General features: G+C 71.1%; 19 protein-coding genes. 12 read left to right on the top strand and 7 right to left on the bottom strand.

What is annotated here, in order from left to right; translation table 11 throughout:
- Positions 1-74 precede the first annotated feature (74 nt).
- Positions 75-1700 carry a serine/threonine protein kinase gene (locus ACWBNA_RS13375; RefSeq protein ID WP_482704542.1) on the top strand — a complete coding sequence of 542 codons (1626 nt, stop codon included), beginning with the start codon at positions 75-77 and terminating at the stop codon, positions 1698-1700.
- On the opposite strand, the gene ACWBNA_RS13370 is transcribed toward ACWBNA_RS13375, so the two are convergent.
- The gene (locus ACWBNA_RS13370) at positions 1692-3152 is read right to left on the bottom strand and encodes a serine hydrolase domain-containing protein (protein WP_482704541.1); all 1461 of its coding nucleotides are present in this window, start codon (positions 3150-3152) and stop codon (positions 1692-1694) included. The genes ACWBNA_RS13375 and ACWBNA_RS13370 overlap by 9 nt on opposite strands.
- Positions 3153-3238: 86 nt before the next feature.
- On the opposite strand from ACWBNA_RS13370, the gene ACWBNA_RS13365 reads away from it, so the two are divergent.
- From ACWBNA_RS13365 to ACWBNA_RS13355, 3 genes are all read left to right on the top strand, one after another.
- Positions 3239-4210, top strand: a complete 972-nt coding sequence (locus ACWBNA_RS13365; protein ID WP_482704540.1) for an LLM class F420-dependent oxidoreductase — start codon at positions 3239-3241, stop codon at positions 4208-4210.
- 93 nt (positions 4211-4303) lie between these two features.
- Positions 4304-5335 (top strand): hypothetical protein, encoded by a 1032-nt coding sequence (locus ACWBNA_RS13360; protein ID WP_482704539.1) that lies wholly within the window; start codon positions 4304-4306, stop codon positions 5333-5335.
- A 63-nt stretch (positions 5336-5398) separates the two neighbouring features.
- A complete protein-coding gene (locus ACWBNA_RS13355) occupies positions 5399-5824 on the top strand; it encodes an SsgA family sporulation/cell division regulator (RefSeq protein WP_482704538.1) in 426 nt (141 codons plus the stop codon).
- A gap of 51 nt (positions 5825-5875) precedes the next feature.
- Here the strand turns inward: ACWBNA_RS13355 and ACWBNA_RS13350 are convergent, their stop codons facing one another.
- Entirely contained in the window at positions 5876-6376 is a 501-nt protein-coding gene (locus tag ACWBNA_RS13350; protein ID WP_482704537.1) for a DUF6328 family protein, read from the bottom strand.
- A 153-nt stretch (positions 6377-6529) separates the two neighbouring features.
- On the opposite strand from ACWBNA_RS13350, the gene ACWBNA_RS13345 reads away from it, so the two are divergent.
- Together ACWBNA_RS13345 and ACWBNA_RS13340 are read left to right on the top strand one after the other, a co-directional pair.
- Positions 6530-6958, top strand: coding sequence for a hypothetical protein (locus tag ACWBNA_RS13345; protein ID WP_482704536.1), 429 nt, complete (start codon positions 6530-6532; stop codon positions 6956-6958).
- A 788-nt stretch (positions 6959-7746) separates the two neighbouring features.
- Positions 7747-8088, top strand: coding sequence for a hypothetical protein (locus ACWBNA_RS13340; protein WP_482704535.1), 342 nt, complete (start codon positions 7747-7749; stop codon positions 8086-8088).
- Between the two features lie 30 nt (positions 8089-8118).
- Here the strand turns inward: ACWBNA_RS13340 and ACWBNA_RS13335 are convergent, their stop codons facing one another.
- Positions 8119-9102 carry an aldo/keto reductase gene (locus ACWBNA_RS13335; RefSeq protein ID WP_482704534.1) on the bottom strand — a complete coding sequence of 328 codons (984 nt, stop codon included), beginning with the start codon at positions 9100-9102 and terminating at the stop codon, positions 8119-8121.
- A gap of 136 nt (positions 9103-9238) precedes the next feature.
- Between ACWBNA_RS13335 and ACWBNA_RS13330 the strand changes: the two genes are divergently transcribed.
- Complete coding sequence (locus tag ACWBNA_RS13330; protein ID WP_482704533.1) at positions 9239-10960, top strand: cholesterol oxidase substrate-binding domain-containing protein; 1722 nt, start codon at positions 9239-9241, stop codon at positions 10958-10960.
- Between the two features lie 13 nt (positions 10961-10973).
- Here the strand turns inward: ACWBNA_RS13330 and ACWBNA_RS13325 are convergent, their stop codons facing one another.
- Complete coding sequence (locus ACWBNA_RS13325) at positions 10974-12191, bottom strand: FAD-dependent monooxygenase (RefSeq protein WP_482704532.1); 1218 nt, start codon at positions 12189-12191, stop codon at positions 10974-10976.
- Positions 12192-12523: 332 nt separating this feature from the next.
- Here ACWBNA_RS13325 and melC1 point away from each other — a divergent pair, with 332 nt between their 5' ends.
- The 3 genes from melC1 (at position 12524) to ACWBNA_RS13310 (ending at position 14314) form a co-directional block, all read left to right on the top strand.
- Positions 12524-12928, top strand: coding sequence for an apotyrosinase chaperone MelC1 (melC1, locus tag ACWBNA_RS13320; RefSeq protein WP_482704531.1), 405 nt, complete (start codon positions 12524-12526; stop codon positions 12926-12928).
- A 28-nt stretch (positions 12929-12956) separates the two neighbouring features.
- On the top strand, positions 12957-13781 hold the full coding sequence (melC2, locus tag ACWBNA_RS13315; protein ID WP_482704530.1) for a tyrosinase MelC2: 825 nt from the start codon (positions 12957-12959) through the stop codon (positions 13779-13781).
- A gap of 80 nt (positions 13782-13861) precedes the next feature.
- The gene (locus tag ACWBNA_RS13310) at positions 13862-14314 is read left to right on the top strand and encodes an SRPBCC family protein (protein ID WP_482704529.1); all 453 of its coding nucleotides are present in this window, start codon (positions 13862-13864) and stop codon (positions 14312-14314) included.
- Positions 14315-14327: 13 nt separating this feature from the next.
- Here the strand turns inward: ACWBNA_RS13310 and ACWBNA_RS13305 are convergent, their stop codons facing one another.
- Both ACWBNA_RS13305 and ACWBNA_RS13300 read right to left on the bottom strand, forming a co-directional pair.
- The gene (locus tag ACWBNA_RS13305; protein ID WP_482704528.1) at positions 14328-15032 is read right to left on the bottom strand and encodes a ribonuclease H family protein; all 705 of its coding nucleotides are present in this window, start codon (positions 15030-15032) and stop codon (positions 14328-14330) included.
- A 31-nt stretch (positions 15033-15063) separates the two neighbouring features.
- Complete coding sequence (locus tag ACWBNA_RS13300; protein ID WP_482704527.1) at positions 15064-15873, bottom strand: VOC family protein; 810 nt, start codon at positions 15871-15873, stop codon at positions 15064-15066.
- A gap of 285 nt (positions 15874-16158) precedes the next feature.
- Here ACWBNA_RS13300 and ACWBNA_RS13295 point away from each other — a divergent pair, with 285 nt between their 5' ends.
- Positions 16159-17067 (top strand): SGNH/GDSL hydrolase family protein, encoded by a 909-nt coding sequence (locus ACWBNA_RS13295; protein WP_482704526.1) that lies wholly within the window; start codon positions 16159-16161, stop codon positions 17065-17067.
- A gap of 3 nt (positions 17068-17070) precedes the next feature.
- Here ACWBNA_RS13295 and ACWBNA_RS13290 read toward each other — a convergent pair whose 3' ends face one another.
- A complete protein-coding gene (locus ACWBNA_RS13290) occupies positions 17071-17553 on the bottom strand; it encodes a VOC family protein (RefSeq protein WP_482704525.1) in 483 nt (160 codons plus the stop codon).
- A 144-nt stretch (positions 17554-17697) separates the two neighbouring features.
- Between ACWBNA_RS13290 and ACWBNA_RS13285 the strand changes: the two genes are divergently transcribed.
- Positions 17698-18906 carry an epoxide hydrolase family protein gene (locus tag ACWBNA_RS13285; protein ID WP_482704524.1) on the top strand — a complete coding sequence of 403 codons (1209 nt, stop codon included), beginning with the start codon at positions 17698-17700 and terminating at the stop codon, positions 18904-18906.
- The last annotated feature ends 59 nt before the right edge of the window (positions 18907-18965 follow it).

Genomic DNA, 18965 nt, shown 5'->3' with positions numbered 1-18965 from the left:
TTCATTGAACACATCCCGCCGCGGGCGCCGTACCTGTGTAAAAGGTGAGAGCCAGCGGTTCAGCGAGGGATGACATGGTCAAGGCGCACGTCTCCACACAAGAGTTGGTCGCCGGAAGGTACCGGCTGCTGGAGGTCCTCCACCGCGAGACCAACCGCATCTGCTGGTACGGCGAGGACATCCAGGTCGAACGGCCCTGTCTGCTCACCCAGATCGGGCTGCCGGCCGACCCGGACGGGGACAGCGCGCGCCGGGCCACCGCCCGGGTCATCCGGATGTCGGAGACCATGGGACTGCTGTGCCCGGGCCGGGTCGCCCCGGTCGTCGACGCCGTCGTGGAGTCCGACATCCTGTGGACCGTCACCGAGTGCATCGACGGCATCCCGTTGGGCGAACTCGTCGGCCGGCAGGGCACCTTCAGCTACATGCGGGCGGCGCGCATCGGCCTGGAGCTGCTCGACGTTCTGGAGGCGGCGCACGGCGAGGGCATCACGCACGGCGAACTCAGCCCCGGCCAGGTGTTCGTACGGGAGGGAGGCGCCGTCGTCGTCACCGGCTTCGGCCTGGCCGGCGCGACCCTCGCACCCCGGGTCACCGTGCCGTCGTACGCCTCCCCCGAGCAGGCCCGCGACGAGCGCATCGGGCCGGCGGCCGACCTGTGGGCGCTGGGCGCGATCCTCTACACGATGATCGAGGGCCGTCCGCCCTACCGCGACCGGGACCGGCCCGAGAGCACCCTGAAAGGCGTGGACCGGCTGCCGCTGCGCGCGCCGTTGCGGGCCGGACCTCTCACCCAGACCGTGCAGGGGCTGCTGCGCAAGACCTCCCAGGAGCGGTTGACCCGGCCGGTGGTCCGCGAGGCGCTCACCCGGGTGCTCAACGAGGACCCGGACATGGCCGTGGACTCCATGCCCAGGCCCCGGTTGCGCGGCTTGTACGCGGCCGGCCCGGGGTGGAGCAGACGGACCGTGGTCGCCGGCACCGCCCTGGCCGTCGTCACGGTCGCCGTCGCCGTCCTCGCCGTGACCCGGCAGCTGCCGGGCACCAGTACCTCCGCGAGCGACTCGCCGCCGAGCCCGTCCCCGTCCGTGTCCGCCGTCGCGCCCGGCAACACGGGAGGCACGGGGACCTCCGAACCGCCGGCGACTGTGTCACCCTCGCCGCCGACCCCCACGCCGACACCGACGCCCACGCCCACACCCACGCCCACACCCACACCGTCGGGCAACGCGCTGCCCGCCGGATACAGCCGGTACCACTCCCCCGAGGGCTTCTCCGTGGCCCTACCCAAGGGCTGGAAGCCGCTGAGCACCACGCGCCAGTCGGACCTGGCGTACCGGGTGACCTTCGGCGCGAAGGGCGATCCGCGCACCCTCGCCGTCACCTACAGCGAACGCGTGGGCGAGGACGCCGTGGCGGTGTGGCGGGACGACGTCGAGCCGGACCTCAAAACGTCGGGCGACTACCGGCGGATCGGCGAGATCCGCGCGACGACGTACCAGGGGCGCGAGGCCGCCGACATGGAGTGGCTGGCCGACGTCGGCGGCACCCGCGTGCGCACGTTCGGCCGCGGCTTCCTCATCGGAGAAGGCCGCGGCTACTCGCTGCGCTGGACGGCCCCGGCCGCCGACTGGAACGAGAGCGCGAACCGGGAGGCGCTGAACACTTTCCTGGAAACCTTCCGGCAGGCCTCAGACTGATCCGCGCGGAGCCCTCATCGCCTGCAGCCGCCCTCCGTGCAGCGGCTCCGTGCGCCACCGCGCGGTGCAGGTCCGGTCGGTGAGCGAGCACGTCACCACCAGATGGTGCGGCGTCTCCAGGAAGGCCACGTCGACGACCAGGGTGTCCACGTCGGTCCATCCCCCGCTGACCGCGACGGGGACCTGTCCCTCGGTCACGGTCCAACCGCCTTGTCCGAGAGGCAGTTCCAGCCGGTGACCTTCCTCGACGAGCGTCAGACGCCAGCCGTCCCCGTCCGCCGAGACCTGAGCCTCGGTCAGCGCGCGCAGGGTCTCGCGCACGGCGTCGTCCGGGGCGAACGCGGCGCCGGACCAGTCCTCCGCCCTGTCCGGCGGTGCCGGCTTGCCCGGGGCGGACGGCAGTTCCAGCCGGGTCAGCCGCTCGGCCAGGGCCGCGTCCTCCTCCTGCCGGCCGGACAACGGTCCGGGACCGAAGGCGGGCAGCAGGTGCTCCCAGGCCAGGTTCAGAATCCCCTGCATGTCCTCGCTCGCCGAGGTCATCGCGACCACCACGTCGTACTCGGGCAGCACCAGGCAGTACTGCCCGTACGCCCCGTCACCGCGGTAGCCGTGCCGGGACGTCCAGAACTGGAAGCCGTAGCCCTGCTGCCAGTCCGACAGCGCGCTCTCCGGCGTGCCGTCGGCGTTCGCCACGTGCACACGGCTCGCCTCGGCCGCCCACCCCTCGGGCAGCAGCCGCTCGCCCTCCCACATCCCGTCCCGCAGGTACAGCCGGCCGAGCCGGGCGATCGCGTCGGTGGTGGCGTGCAGCCCGCTGAAGCCCAGCTCGCGGCCCGCCCGGTCCCGCGTCCACGCCACCTCGCCGATGCCCAGCGGATCCAGCAGCCGCGGCCGCAGGTAGGCGCTCACCGACTGGCCGGTGACCCGCTCGATGATCGCGGCCAGCGTGTACGTGGTGGGCTGGTTGTACGCGAACACGGTCCCCGGATCCCGTTCCGGCGGCAGCAGCAGGAAGCCGCGGACCAGCTCGTCCGGGTCGAGCGCGTGCGCCCGTTCGTAGGTCTCGTCGAGGTGACCGCTGGACATGGACGCCACGTGCCGGACGAGCATGGCGCGGCTGCGCGGGTCGGTGATGTCGGCGTCGAGCTCCGGGAAGTACGAGATCACCGGATCGTCCAGCCCGATCAGTCCCTCGGCCACCGCCAAACCCGCGGCCGTCGCCGTGAAGCTCTTGCTGAGGGAGTACAGGAGATGGAGACGATCCGGGGTGTACGGCGCCCACCAGCCGGACGCCACCACGTGGTCGTGCCGCAGGATCATCAGGCTGTGCGGCTCGATGCCGGGGGCGGCTTCGAGGGCGTCGAGGAAGGCGTGGACGCCCGACGCGTCGACACCCTGGGCTGCGGGGGCACTCGTGGGCAAGGAACGACCGGGCAGACGGCGAGTACTCATGCGGTCATCCTCTCCCGATCCCCTGCCGTGATCGAGAGGCGGCCATCGGTCCGTTTTCGCTGCCTCTCACCGGGGACCCGGCCCTTATGGTGCAAATCGGATACACGATGATGACCGAGCAGGCCGGCCCCCGTGAGCTCGTCGACCACCTGGTACGGGCCGAGGAGGCGGGCTACGACTTCTCGGTGACCTCGGACCACTACTTCCCGTGGCTGCGCTCACAGGGTCACTCTCCGTACGCGTGGAGTGTGCTGGGCGCGGCAGCCCAGGCGACCTCGCGCATCCCCTTGATGACGTACGTCACCTGTCCCACCGTCCGCTACCACCCGGCGGTCGTCGCGCAGAAGGCGGCGACCATGCAGTTGCTCTCGGAGGGCCGGTTCCGGCTGGGACTCGGCTCGGGCGAGAACCTCAACGAGCACGTGGTGGGCGGGGGTTGGCCGGCCGTCGACGTACGGCACGAGATGCTCGAAGAGGCGGTGGAGATCATCCGCGCGCTCTTCAATGGTGGCCATGTGAACCATCGCGGGACGCACTTCGACGTCGAGTCGGCCCGGCTGTGGGACCTGCCCGACCAGCCGCCGCCGATCGGCATCGCCGTCTCCGGCGAGCAGTCCTGCTCCCTCGCTGGACGTTTGGCCGACCTGGTCATCGCCACCGAGCCCAAGGCGGGGCTCCTCGACTCCTTCGACCAGCACGGCGGCACGGGCAAGCCGCGCGTGGGCCAACTGCCGGTCTGCTACGACCCCGACCGGGACGCGGCCGTCAAGCGCGCCCACGCCCAGTTCCGCTGGTTCGGCAACGGCTGGAAGGTCAACTCCGAGCTGCCGCACCCCGACGCCTTCGAGTCGGCCACGCAGTTCGTCAAGCCCGACGACGTCGCCGACTCCATCCCCTGCGGCGACGACCCGGAGGACTTCGTCGAGGCGGTACGGCCGTACGCGGAGGCCGGTTTCACCGAGATCGCGCTGGTGCAGATCGGCGGGGACTCGCAGCCCGCCTATCTCGACTGGGCGGAGAAGACCCTGCTGCCCGCGCTGCACGACGCGTTCGACTGAGCGGGCCGGGCCGCCCGGGCCGCACCCTTAGGTGCAATAGGCTTCCGACCTGCACACGGTGCGGTCCGACCAGCCTGCCCAGGAGAATGACCTGTGACCCTTGCCATCGTCCCGTCCGAGACGTCCCCCCTGCCTCTGTCCGACCTCGTGGCGCGGGACGCGCGCGAGTTCGGGGTCTACGCGCGGACCGGAGGATGGGCCTTCGGCCTGATGGTGGCGCGCAGCGTGCGACCCGGCGGCCAGAGCGCGGACGAGACACCGAAGGTGTCCGCGAAGGAGTTCGCCGAACTCGCCGGCTGCTCGCCCGAGCGCGTCATGCGCTACTACAAGGCGTGGGACCGGGCCGCCGACGACGGTCTCGTCCCGCACTTCGAGGCGCTGGCCCCGGGCCAGGAGGTGGAACTGCCGGACGCCGACGTGTGGCTCGGCTACTACGTCTCCCGCAACAGCGCGACCTCCGAGCGCGGTACGGCCATCGCGCAGGCCGCCGAGGCCGAGGGCATCCGCCCGACCAAGGCGCTGGAGGTCGCCGAGAACCCGACCGCGCTGCGTGCCGCGATCCTCGCCGACCCCTCCACCGCCCGCGCGGCCCGCAGCGCGCTGCTCGACCGGCTGCGGGAAGATCCCGAACTCCAGGCCGAGTTGGCGCGTGACGTCGTACGCACCGACGATCTGAAGAAGGCCGTCGCCACCGAGAGCCGGGCGGCCGACCGGATCGGGTACGTGCGCCAGATCGCCGAGTCCGGGCAGGTCAAGACCCCCGCCGGGCAGACCATCGACGCGCCCGTGGACCTGCGCCAGGAGGCCGAGCGGCATCTGTCCCTCCTCGACGAGCTGGAGGAGGACGAGGACACCGGCGAGTGGGCGACCGAGGCGTACGACACCATGAAGTCGCTCGTCGTCGAGGCCGTGGAGGCCGACCCCGAACTGCGCGTCCAGGAACGGCGGACGAAGTTCTACAGCAGCCTGCAGAAGGCCACCCGGGTGTTCGAGGAGCTCACCTTCGACGACGCCCAGGACTTCTACGAGGACGACATGGTCCAGCGTCTGGAGGACCTCCAGAACGCCATCGCCACGTGCATCACGGCCCTTCGCGGGGCGCGGGGGAATCACCCGGAAGGCTGAGCATCTTGTGCGGAACGGGGGTACTAGAGGGCTCTACGACCTGTTCCTTCCGGAGGCCCTCCCGTGAACTCCTTCGTGCACAAGACCCTCGTCGTGCAGCTCCAGACGGGCGGCACGGAGCGTTTCCCCGTGCTCGCCCATCTGAGCTACGACGCGGCGGACCCGTTCGCCGTCACCGTGGTGTTCAGCCATGACGGCCGGGTCCTGGCGCGGTGGCGGCTGGACCGGGAGATGCTCATGGCCGGACTGAGCCGCCCCGTCGGGGTGGGCGACGTCCGCATGGGTCCCGTCTCGACCGGGGTGTGGGAGGAACTGCGCATGGAGTTCCTCGGCGACGCCCGACCCGACGGAGGCCGCCAGCGTGCGGTGGTCTTCGCGTGGGCCCCGGCGCTCGCGACCTTCCTGCGGGAGACCCGCGAGGTCGTGGCGCCGGGACGGGAAGAGGTCCGGATCGACGACTTCCTGCAGGAGGTCATCGCGGGCGGCTGACCCGGGCGTACGCGTCGACCGGTGTCACCTGGCCGGACTCGCCGGTGGCGGTCACTTCGCCGTGTGGCGCCGACGGGTCAGCAGCGGTACGACGAACCAGCACAGCAGATACCAGGCGACCACTCCCGCGACCAGCCAGGGGACGTAGCCGTCGTGGGTCGCGACCCGGAGGATCAGCAGGAGCGCGGCCGTCATGGTGGCGAGGAGCAGCACCAGACCGACGAAGGTCAGCCGGGAGGCCGCCTCGACCGCCTGTGGTTTGACCCTGCGCCCGGACACCAGGCGGTGCAGGGACACCGGGCCGATCAGCGCACCGGTGGCGGCGGCGCCCAGGACGACGGTCACGATGTAGATGGTCTTGTCCGTGTCCGTCAGGTCCGCGTACTTCGGGGTGAACACGACGGTCAGCAGGAACCCGAACAGGATCTGCACGCCCGTCTGGGCGACCCTGACCTCCTGGATGAGCTCGGCCCACTTCCGGTCGGCTCTCTCCTCCTCGGTCTCGTTGCGTCCGGTCTTGTGCTTGGCTGCTTCGCCCTCGGTGGCCGACAAGCTTCCTCCCCGCCGATCGAACCGCGCTTCGTCCTGTGCACCGTGTTCCCTGTTTCGCGCGTTTCTGACCGACCGTCCGCCTGTCACGGCATCGAGAGAAACGGGACGTGACGGAACGTGTTTGCGATGCAGTCGAACGGCAATGCGGATCCCATGACGGAATCGGACAAGGACACGAGCAAGAAGACAGCAACCGCTACGACCGCCGCCTCCAAGGCACGGCAGAGCGCGGACAAGGCGACGGCCCCGGCCACGCAGACCGCCCGGGCCGCGGCCACGAAGACCGACGAGGCGGCGTCGGCCGCGAAGGGCGGCGCGCAGCGGGCGGCCGACGCGACGAGCGCGGCCGCACACACCGCGGCCAAGAGCGTCGAGGTGAGCCGCCAGGCGATCGTCTCGGCGTCGGGCCAGGTCGCGGCCGGCGCGAAGACGGCGTGGACGGTGCTCAGCCAACGCAAGCTGGTCGCCGCGGGCGTCGGCGCCGGCCTGACCGCCCTGGGCGCCGCGTCCTTCGCGGCGGGCCGCCGAGCGGAGCGCCACACCTACGGCCCGGTCACCCGCCTGACCGGCGGCCGCATCTGAGCTGCGGCACCGGTGAGGCGGCGGCCCCCTCAGAGGGGCCGCCGCCCTTGGGCGCGGCTCTCCCCGGGGGCTTTGCCCTGGAGCGCGGCTCCACCTGGGGGCCCTGCCCTTGGTGCGGCTCCCCGGGGGGCCGCTGCCCTTGAGCGCGGCTCCACCTGAGGGCTCTGCCCTTGGTGCGGCTCCCGCGGGGCCGCTGCCCTGGGAGCCGGTCCTCTTGAGGGACCGCTGCCCTCAGGGGCGGCTCCTTCTAGGGGTCGCTCCTCTCAGGGCCTTCCCCTTGAGGTCAACTCCGTTGAAGACCGGCTCTCCACTGGGGTGCGGTGCGGCCTTCGCTCAGCGTCGGTGGCGCCCGGCCGGGTGGGCACGGCCACAGGCCCGTCAGCCGCCTGACCGGCCGCCACACAGCAGTACCCGAAGACCGCCTCCCCCGAAGCACAGAACCCCCGCAGGGCACCGACTCCCTCCGAGGGACGGCCCCCTCTCAACATCGAGGGCCCCCGGCAGGTGGCACGGCCACAGGCCCATCACCCGCCTGACCGGCCGCCACACCCGCCGCCACACCCGCCGCCCACGGCAGTACCCGAAGACGGCCTCCCCCGAGGCACAGCACCCTGGCAAGGCCGGCCCTCTCCACGGGGCGGCCCCTCCCGGCGTCGCGGCCTCTGCGGCAGGGGCTGTTTCAGCGATCACCGGGCGGTTACACGGAGCACGAGCGGGCCGTGGGCGGGTGGTGCAGCCGCATCAGCCGTCCCGCCCCGCCCCAGACGCCGACCATTTGAGGAGTCCCGTTGACCACGCCCGGCACCGAACTCACCGTCACACTCTCCGGCGGCAGCGCCGACGACGCGCAGAAGGTCGTACGCGCCCTGGAGCCCGCTTTCGGCGCCCCCGACGAGCTGCCGACCGACGAGAACGCCACGGTCCACACGGCCACGTTCGCCGCCGGCGAGGCAGGGTCTCCTCAGGAGAGCGTCGGGCACCTGTCCGCGCCGGTCACGGTCACCGTGCAGGGCACGCCGGAAGCCGTCGAGAAGGCGAGCGACACCCTGGCCCGCGCCTTCTCCGCACAGGACCAGGGAATCGCCTCGGGCGACCAGGAGCAGGAGCGCCAGCTCCTCCTCACACCCTGACCGGGCCGGCGGCCGGGTGACCCACCCGGCCTACCAGCGGCCTTCCACCTGGTCCTTGATCCGCCGGTCGTACAGCTCGCGGATCGCGGTGAGCGTCGCCTCCGGCAGCTCCGGCAGCTTCGCGGCGGCCGCGTTGGCGCGGGCCTGCTCGGGCGAGCGGGCGCCCGGGATCACGCTGGTCACGCCGGGCTGCTGCACGATCCAGCGCAGCGCGAGCTGGGCCGGCGTGTACCCCTCCGGGGCGAGCGCGGCGAACTCGGCGGCGGCCTCGACACCGGTCGCGTAGTCCACGCCGGAGAACGTCTCGCCCTGGTCGAAGGACTCGCCGTGCCGGTTGTAGGTGCGGTGGTCGTTCTCGGGGAAGACGGTGTCCTTGGTGTACTTGCCGGACAGCAGGCCGGAGGCGAGGGGGACGCGGGCGATGATGCCGACGCCGGCCTCCCGGGCCGCGGGCAGCACCTCGACGAGGGGCTTCATGCGGAACGGGTTCAGGATGATCTGGACGCTGGCCACGCCCGGCCGGGCGATCGCGGTGAGCGCCTCCTGGCAGGTCTCGACGCTGACGCCGTAGGCGGCGACGCGCTCCTCCTCGACCAGGGTGTCCAGTGCGTCGAACACCTCGTCGCTGGAGTAGACGGGCGTGGGCGGGCAGTGCAGCTGGACCAGGTCGAGGCGGTCGACGCCGAGGTTGCGCCGGGAACGGTCGTTCCACGCCCGGAAGTTGTCCAGGACGTAGTTCTCCGGGATCTGGTCGACGCGGCGGCCCATCTTCGTCGCGACCAGCACGTGCAGGTCGGGCCGGCCGCTCAGGAAGGCGGCGATGGTCTGCTCGCTGCGTCCGTCCCCGTACACGTCGGCCGTGTCGAAGAAGGTGACGCCCGACTCCGCCGCCGCCTCCAGAACCGTGAGGGCTTCCTTGTCGTCGACGTCCCCCCAGTCGGCACCCAGTTGCCAGGTGCCGAGACCGACGACGGATGCGTGCTGTTGCGACCTGCCGAATGTGCGCTCGTCCATGGGGTCAGTCTGTCACCCGCCGCCACCTCGCGTGGAACCGACCGCTCCGGCCCGTCACCTGTGAGTCTTTCACCCACACGAGTGAATGACCCCACGGAAAGACATGCACGTGTCAACCGGGCCCTAGCGTGATCACGTGACTGATCGTTCCGTAGGCAACTGCTCACCGCAGGACTCGTCCTGGACCCGCCGCGGCTTCCTCCGCTCCGCCGCCCTGGCCGCCGTCCCCGTCCTGGTGGCCGCCGATCCGACGGTCGCGGCCGAGGAGTTGCCTGATTTCCCGGCCGGCGTCGCCCTCTACCGCTCGGCGTACCGGAACTGGGTCGGCGAGATCACCACCGACGGGCTGTGGGCCTGTGCGCCGGAAGACGGCGAGCAGGCGGTCGCCGTCGTCAACTGGGCCCGGCTGCACGGCTGGACGGTACGCGCCCGGGGTTCCTCGCACGGCTGGTCGCCGCTGACCGTCACGGAGGGGACGGCGGCGGACGCGCGGGTCCTTCTCGTCGACACCGCCTCCCATCTCACCGGCCTGGCCCTGGAATCCGCCTCGTCCGTCCGGGCCGGTACGGGCGTCACTCTGGAGGCGCTGCTCACCTATCTGGAGGAGCACGGCCTCGGTGTCACGGCCGCGCCCGCCCCCGGCGACCTCACTCTCGGCGGAGCGCTGGCCGTCGACGCGCACGGCACCGCCGTACCGGCCGAGGGCGAACGACGGCTGCCCGGGCACACGTACGGCTCGCTGAGCAATCGGGTGCTGTCGCTGACGGCGGTGGTGTGGGACGAGGGCAGCGGCGCCTACGTGCTGCGGACGTTCCGCCGCGACGAGGCGGACTGCGCCGCGCTCCTCACCCATCTCGGGCGGGCCCTGGTCACCGAGGTGGTGCTGCGGGTGGGGGCGAACAGCAACCTGCGGTGTGTGAGCCGGGTGGACATCCCGGCGGGCGAGCTGTTCGCGGCACCCGGGCAGGACGGCCGGACGTTCGCGAGCTTCCTCGCGGAGTCCGGGCGGGTCGAGGCGATCTGGTTCGCCTTCACGGAGTTTCCATGGCTGAAGGTGTGGAGCGTCTCCCCCGCCAAACCCCTCACCTCGCGGCGCGTGACGTCGCCGTACAACTACCCGTTCTCCGACAACGTCCCGAGGCCGGTGGCGGACCTGGCCGGGCGGATGGTGTCGGACGCGGCCTGGTATCTGGCGCCGGTGCTCGGCAACGCGCAGTACGACGCGGCGGCGCTCGGGCTCGTGACCACGCTGTCCGCCGACATCTGGGGACCCTCCAAGAACACGCTGCTGTACCTCAAGCCCACCACGCTCAGGGTGACCGCGAACGGGTACGCGGTCCTCACCTCCCGGGACCAGGTGCAGCGTGTCGTCGCCGAGTTCACCTCCTACTACCGGGAGCGGCTGACGGCGTACGCGGCACGTGGCCGCTATCCCGTGAACGGCACCGTCGAGATCCGGGTGACCGGTCTCGACGACCCGGCCGAGGCCGAACTGGACGGCGCCCGTGCCCCGCTGCTGTCGGCGCTGCGGCCGAGCGAGGAGCATCCCGAATGGGACACGGCCGTCTGGCTGGATGTGCTGACGCTGCCCGGCACGCCGTACGCGGAGATGTTCCTGCGCGAGATCGAGCGGTTCCTGCTGGCCACCTACGACGGCGGGCACGCCCTCACCCGGGTCGAGTGGTCCAAGGGGTGGGCGTACACCGACGAGGCCGTGTGGAGCGACGAGGAGGTGCTGGGATCGGTCGTGCCCGCCTCGTTCGGCGAGAGCGTGTGGGGGCAGGCGGCCGGCACACTCGACCGGCTCGACCCGCACCGCGTCTTCGGGAACGGCTTCCTCGACCGGCTGTTCCGGTGAGGCTCCGGCGCGGTCACTTGCGGGACGCCAGCGCCCTCGCGTGGACGGTCCGCGCCACCTTGGGGCCGAGCCAGCGCTTGAACCGGCGCAGTGCCTCCAGTTGCCCGGCGGCCCGGTCGATCCGGTAGTACAGCTGGGGCGGGACGTAGGGCAGCAGGGGCGAGTGGCGCTGGCCGAGCAGGGCGAACATCTGGTGTGGGGGCAGGTGGATGTAGCGCGGCAGGTTCTCGTACCACTGGGCGCTGTAGCGGGCCGCGCTCTGGATGGACAGGAGTTCGGACTTGCGCTGCCGCTCGTAGTGCGCGAGGGCGTGCGGGACAGACGCGTGTTCGCCGAGGGCGTCGGCCAGCGCGACGGCGTCCTCCAGGGCGAGGGTGGTGCCGGCGCCGACGGAGTAGTGCGTGCTGTGGGCCGCGTCGCCGAGCAGGACGAGGTTGTCCCGGTGCCAGGTGTGGTTGGTGAGGGTGCGGAAGTTCAGCCACTGGGCGCCGGGCCGGGCCGCGGAGCGCCCGATCAGGGGGTGGCCGTCCAGTACGTGGGCGAAGAGTTTCTCCAGGACGGCCACGCCGTCGGCCTCGTTGGCCTGGTCGAGGCCGAGACCCGTCCAGGTCTGAGGCGCACACTCGACGACACAGGTGCTGTGCTCGGGGCCGAAGGCGTAGCCGTAGCACCAGATCCAGCCGTGGTCGGTCTCGACGAACGCGAAGGTGAAAGCGTCGAAGACCTTGGTGGTGCCGAGCCAGATGTACCGGTTGCGGCCGGTCCTGACCTGGGAGCCGAAGTGGTCGGCGTGGCCGGTGCGCAGCGTGCTGTGCACGCCGTCGGCGGCCACGACCAGGTCGGCGTCGGGAAGGTTGCCCGCCGTGATCTCGTGTGCGAACTCCAGCCGCACCCCCAGGGAGCGGGCCCGGCCGGCGAGGATCTCCAGCAGGCGGTGGCGGCCGATGCCGAAGGCCTCGTCGCCCTTGTGCCGGGTCGCCAGGTCCCCGACGTGGGCGACGCCCTCGCTCCAGCGGACCGAGTGCTCCTCCACGGCTCGGGCCGACTCGGGGTCGCACTCATGAAGTTTGTCCAGCAGACCCCGCCAGTAGGTCACGCCCCAGCCGTACGTCGAGCCCTCCGGGTCGCGTTCGTGGACGGTGATGTCGTGGGACGGGTCCCGTCGTTTCAGCAGGATCGAGAGATACAGGCCGGCGGGCCCGCCGCCGACGCAGGCGACCTTCACACACACCCCTTTTGATTACTCAACGATGTCGATTGGCAACGCAGGGTAGCAGGGGTGGAGGGTGCGGTGGCCGGCTTCCGGATCGCGTCACCTTCCGCAGGTGAGGCACGCCACAGAGGGCGTCGCGATCCGAAAAGGATCACCGAAAACACCCTCCCGGCGAGAAGGAATTCCCCCTTCCGGGGTGCGGCGGACCCTCCCCACAGCAAGATCAACTTCGTTCAACTCTGCACGACATTTTGGTAATTGTCCTGATCGCAGCCAACCAGTCGCGGCGCTCCGGACCGGGCGGATAGGCATGCGGGGTCACCAACCGAACGCACCCCAGGAGTTCCCGCATGCCCGAACTCAGCCGTCGCCGCGCGCTCACCGCCGCGGCCGCCCTCGCCGCCACGGCCGGTGCCACGGCATCCGCCGCGCCCGCCGCATCCGCAGCGCCCGCCGCCGGCCACGGCCACGACTCCCCCGCCTCGTTCGACGAGGTCTACAAGGGCCGCCGGATACAGGGCCGTCCGGTCGCCGGGGGCGGTCACCAGCACGGCACTCCCGGGCACAGCGGCGGCCACGGCACCGGATACACCGTCTTCGTCGACGGCGTGGAACTGCACGTGATGCGCAACGCCGACGGCAGCTGGATCAGCGTCGTCAGCCACTACGACCCGGTGCCCACCCCCCGTGCCGCCGCCCGCGCCGCGGTGGACGAACTGCAGGGCGCGGCCCTCCTGCCCTTCCCCGCCAACTGACCTCCGCACGATCCTTGGAGACCCGCACATGACCGTCCGCAAGAACCAGGCGACCCTGACCGCCGACGAGAAGCGCCGTTTCGTCGCCGCCGTCCTGGAACTCAAGCGCAGTGGCCGCTACGACCCCTTCGTCACCACGCACAACGCCTTCATCGTCAGCGACACCGACAACGGCGAACGCACCGGCCACCGTTCGCCGTCCTTCCTGCCCTGGCACCGCAGATTCCTCCTCGAGTTCGAACGCGCCCTGCAGTCGGTGGACGCCTCGGTCGCGCTGCCGTACTGGGACTGGAGCAGCGACCGTTCGGCACGGTCCTCGCTGTGGGCGCCCGACTTCCTCGGCGGCACCGGGCGCAGCCGGGACGGCCGGGTGACGGACGGGCCGTTCGCGGCCGACTCCGGCAACTGGCCGATCAGCGTGCGCATCGACGGGCGTACGTATCTTCGGCGCGCGCTCGGCAGTGGTGTGCGGGAGTTGCCGACCCGGGCCGAGGTGGAGTCCGTCCTGTCCATACCGACGTACGACATGGCCCCCTGGAACAGCGCGTCGGACGGTTTTCGCAACCATCTGGAGGGCTGGCGGGGCGTCAACCTGCACAACCGGGTCCACGTCTGGGTCGGCGGGCAGATGGCCACCGGTGTCTCGCCGAACGACCCGGTGTTCTGGCTGCACCACGCGTACATCGACAAGCTGTGGACCGAGTGGCAGCGCCGGCACCCCGGGGCCGGTTACCTGCCGGCCGCCGGGACGCCGGACGTGATCGATGCCGGCGAGACGATGAAGCCGTGGAACGACACGCGTCCGGCCGACCTGGTGGACCACACCCCCCACTACGCCTTCGACACCGACTGACGGCCCCATTACGGGGTTTGCTCCGCAGGTCACGGGTACTCGCGCCCTTCAACCCGACGAGACGAAGGAGGCGATGACCTGTGTCGCAGGTCGAGGAATCCATCGAGGTCGGTGTCCCCGTGCACACGGCCTACAACCAGTGGACGCAGTTCGAGACGTTCCCCGAGTTCATGAACGGTGTGGAGCGCATCGAGCAGCGCACGGACACCCTCACGCACTGGGTGACCAGCGTGAACGGCGTGCACCGGGAGTTCGACGCGGAGATCACCGAGCAGATCCCGGACGAGCGGGTCGCCTGGACCACGGTCGGCGGCGAGGCCAAGCAGGCCGGTGCGGTGACGTTCCACCGGCTCGACGACCAGCACACCAAGGTGATGCTGCAGATGGACTTCCATCCGGACAGCGTCACCGAGAAGGTCGGCGACAAGCTCGGGTTCGTGAAGCGTCAGACCAAGGGGGACCTGGAGCGCTTCAAGAAGTTCATCGAGCAGCGCGGACAGGAGACCGGGGAATGGCGCGGCGCGGTGCTGTGACCGCCGCCGCGCGCTATCCGGCAGCGGCCGTACGGCACTCCGGATGGCCCCAGCCCTGATCGTTCTTGGCGATGGGTTCCCCGGCCGCGTACGAGCGTCCGCAGACGCAGCGGCCGGGGAACTTCGCCTTGATGGTCCGTGCGGAGCCGCCGCTCCCGCCGGACGCTTTGGCCCCGCCGGACCGCTTGCGCGGTGTGCGGACCGCGGGCGCGTCCGGTGCGGGCGGCGGCTCCGGCGAACCGAGACCGCTGCCCGCGGGCTCCTGCACGATCGCCGCCTGGCTCGCGGCGCGGTCGGCGAAGTCGTTGAGCGGGTCGCCGTCGACCTGGTGGGCCGGCACATAGCGGAACTCGACCGAGCGGCCGTCCAGCAGTTCGTCGATCCGTACGACGAGGTCCTGGTTGGCGACCGGCTTGCCGGCGGAGGTCTTCCAGCCGTTGCGCTTCCAGCCGGGCAGCCAGGTGGTGACGGCCTTCATCGCGTACTGCGAGTCCATCCGGATCTCGATCGGCACGTTCGGGTCCGTCGAAGCCAACAGGCGTTCCAGCGCGGTCAGTTCAGCGACATTGTTGGTGGCCTTGCCGAGCGGCCCCGCCTCCCAGCGGGCGGGAGCCTCCGCATCGTCGGCAACCACCCACGCCCAGGCCGCCGGACCCGGGTTTCCCTTCGAAGCCCCGTCGCACGCGGCCACCACACGTTCACGCATACGCTCGATCATGCCATGGCCGCGCGGGGTGTCCGGACGCCGTTCAGGACACGTCCGAGACCTGCGGCATCTCTCCCGACGTGGTCGTGACGTCGATCACCGAGAAGCTCGCGCCCTGGGGGTCGCTGAGGGCCGCGAAACGGCCGAACGGGGTGTCCATCGGCCCGAACCTGAGGACGCCACCGAGCTTGGTGGCCCTGGCGACGGCGTCGTCACAGTTGTCGACGGTGAAGTAGACGTTGATGTACGGCGGCACCTCGGGCGGGAACTCCTCCGTCATCTTCATGCGGCCGAGGACCGTCTCGCCGCCGACCTCGAACAGGCGGAAGTCGACCGCGTCGTCCTGCATCTGCTTCGCGGTGTACGGGAAGACGGCCGGGAAGAACACGTCCGACTTCTCGGGCTCACGGGTGAAGACCTCGGCCCAGCAGAACGCGCCGACCTGCTCGGGCGGCGCCTCGAACCCCTCGTGGACGCCGGCCTGCCACACGCCGAAGACGACGCCGCTGGGGTCGCGGCCCAGGCACATGGTGCCGAAGTCGCCGACCTGCATCGGCTCCATCACCACCTCGCCGCCGTTCTCACGGATCTTGCCGGCGGTGGCCGCGGCGTCCGGCGAGGCGAAGTACAGGCACCACTGCGACTGCCCCTCCTGCCCCTCCTGCCCGGGCATCGGCGGTACGACGGCGGCGACGGCCTTGCCGTTCGCGTAGGCCTGGGTGTAGTTGCCGTACTCCGACGACGACTCGCCGAAGGTCCAGCCCAGGACGTCGCCGTAGAAGCTCTTGGCTCCCTCGACGTCACTGAACATCGCATCGGCCCAACAGGGGGTTCCCTCAGGTTGTACGGCCATGTCCGCGGCCCTCTCCGACTCGGTGGGTGGTCCGTTTACGGTGGTCCGCTTCCTCACGCTAGCCACCGGTTCGCCGGACCGCGCGTCGAACGGTCCGGGTCGTCCCGGACCGGACAGAAGCGGGCGGCTTTCGGCGGGTATCGGTTCGATTACGCCAGGCCCATGGCGTCGGCCCGACCGCGTGTGAGCCATGGTCGTGGGCTTGGCCGGTCGTAGGTCTTCCGCCCTGAGTCCGGCTGTGCTTGCCTGGGGAGCCGTTTCGCCGGCCGGGGCGGGAGTGGTCGCATGCGCAGGGTGTGGGTCGTGGGGGTACTGCTCGTCGGGCTGCTGCTCGGTGCGTGCACGGATCCGTCGTCCGGTCCGGAGGACGCGCCGCCCTCCCCCGACATGCCGGCCTCGTCGCCCTCCACCGAGTACCGGCGCCCGGCCGCCTCACCGCGTCCTTCGGCCAAGGCGCCCACCGTGCTGTACCTCGGCGACTCCCTCGCGATGGAGAGCCGGCGGGTGCTCGGGCAGGAGCTGGAACGGGACCTGGGCGCGAAGTACACGAGTGCCCCCTATTCGGGCACCACGGTGTGCGACTACCTGGAGGGCACCGGGGCGCGGTCGCTCGTACCGGACCGGGACAAGGCGGCCGTCCTCGTGCGGTCGCTGCACCCGGACATCGTGGTCCTGCAGTTCTGGGGCAACGCCTGGGGCTACACCTGGTGCATGGACGGGATCACCCACGCCGCCTCGCCCACCGAGTACTTCAGGCGGTACGCCGCCGACATGAAGCGGCTCACCGGACAGATCGCCGCGGCCGGCGGATCGAAGCGGCCGAAGATCGTGTGGGTGCTGCAGGGCCCGGACCCGATGACGCCCGACCGGATCAGGCGCGTGAACAGCCTCTACGCGGAGCGGGCCGCCGCCTCCGGCGACCTCGTCGCCGACGCGGGTGGGACGGTCAGCCCCGCCGGTGCCCGCCAGAGCTGGGTCCAGTACCTGCCGTGCACCGCCTACGAGCACGACCACCCGGACTACTGCACCCAGCCCGACCGGGACCGCACGGCCCTCCACCTCGACAAGGACCCCCTGCACTTCTGCCTGGCCCCCACGACGCCCACGCCGAAGCCCTGCCCGGTCCGCTCCCCCGGCATCCTGCGCATCGCCCGGGAGATCACGCGGGTGATCGGCGAAAGCCTCGGGCGGTGAGGGTCACTCGCCTGCGGCCGCCTTCTCCAGGGCGGCGATGTCGATCTTGCTCATCTTCATCATGGCCTTCATCGCACGGCCCGCCTTCTCCTGGTCGGGGTCGGTGGTCAGCTCGATGAGGCGGTCCGGGACGACCTGCCAGGACACGCCGTACCGGTCCTTCAGCCAGCCGCAGGGGCCGGGCTCGCCGCCGCCCTCGGTGAGCTTGGTCCAGTAGTGGTCGACCTCCTCCTGGTTCTGGCAGGAGATCATGAAGGAGATCGCCTCGGTGAACGTGAACTGGGGGCCGCCGTTGAGCGCGAGGAACCTGTGGCCGTTGGCCGTGAACTCGACGGTCAGCACGCTGCCGGCGGGCTGGGGCGCTCCCTCGGAGTAACGCGAGATCGTGCCGATGCTGGAGTTCTTGAAGACCGAGACGTAGTAGTGGGCGGCCTCCTCGGCCTGGCCGTCGAACCAGAGACACGTGGTGAATCCGTCGGTGGTCATGCGTACCTCCCGGGCGTGAAACGCGATGTGGCGCTGATGTGGAACGCGGTCATGTGTGTCGACCGGCCCTGGCCCCTGAACTCATCGGTCGGGCGCCGGCCAATTCAGGTGGCAGATACACCGTTCCGAACTAGCATCCGGATCATGACCTCTTCGCCCATCGACACGGTCCGGCCCTTCCGCATCGACATCCCGCAGGGCGATCTCGACGACCTGCACGACCGTCTCGACCGCACCCGCTGGCCGGACGAGCTGCCGGGGGTGGGCTGGGCGTACGGCGTTCCATCGGACTACCTGCGCGAACTGGTGCGCTACTGGCGGCACGAGTACGACTGGCGGGCGGCCGAGACGCGGCTGAACCAGTGGCCGCAGTTCACGACCGAGATCGACGGCGCGCACGTGCACTTCGCGCACATCCGCTCCCCGGAGCCCGACGCCACCCCCCTGATCATCACGCACGGCTGGCCGGGGTCGATCGTCGAGTTCCTCGACATCGCCGGGCCGTTGACGGATCCGGCGGCTCACGGCGGTGACCGCGCCGACGCCTTCCACCTCGTCCTGCCGAGCATTCCCGGCTTCGGGTTCTCCGGACCCACCCGGGAGACCGGCTGGGAGGCGCGCCGGATCGCCGACGCCTGGGCCGAGCTGATGACCCGCCTCGGCTACGAACGCTTCGGCGCCCAGGGCGGCGACTGGGGCGCCGGCATCTCCCGCGAGCTGGGCCGCGTCCACCCGGACCGCGTCATCGGCATCCACCTCAACCTGCTGCCCGGCGCACAGGCGGCCACCGAGCCGACCCCCGAGGAGCTGGCGGCGCTGAGCCCCGGGGAACGGGAGCGCACGCTCACCTCCTGGCGCCGGTGGGACAAGTGGTTCCGGGACGGGACGGGCTACTTCCATGTGCAGTCCACCCGCCCGCAGACCCTCTCGTACGCGCTCACGGACTCGCCGGTCGGCCAACTCGCCTGGATCGTCGAGAAGTTCGGGGAGTGGACGGACTCCGAGGAGCTGCCCGAGGAGGCCGTCGACCGGGACCTGATGCTGACGAACGTGATGCTGTACTGGCTGACGGGGACGGCGGGTTCGTCCGCCCGGATCTATTACGAGCGCGCCCACGCCACGGGCGAGCGGATCGCCGCTCCGCACGAGCCCTCGACCGCCCCGACCGCGGTGGCCTCCTTCCCCGGCGACCCGCAGATCCCGCTGCGCCACAAGGCGGAGCGGACGGAGAACATCGTGCGCTGGACGGAACTCGACCGCGGCGGACACTTCGCGGCGATGGAGGAGCCCGACCTGCTGGTGGACGACGTGCGCGCCTTCTTCCGGCAGCTGCGCGAGAAGCGCGTGGTCTGACGCGGGCAGGGCTGACCCCCCGCTTTGGCCCTCTGCTCGCAGCGAATCTGCCACGGGCA

Source organism: Streptomyces sp. Q2 (assembly GCF_056820935.1).
The sequence above is the reverse complement of the archived record's forward strand: the minus strand, read 5'-3'. Positions and strand labels throughout refer to the sequence as shown.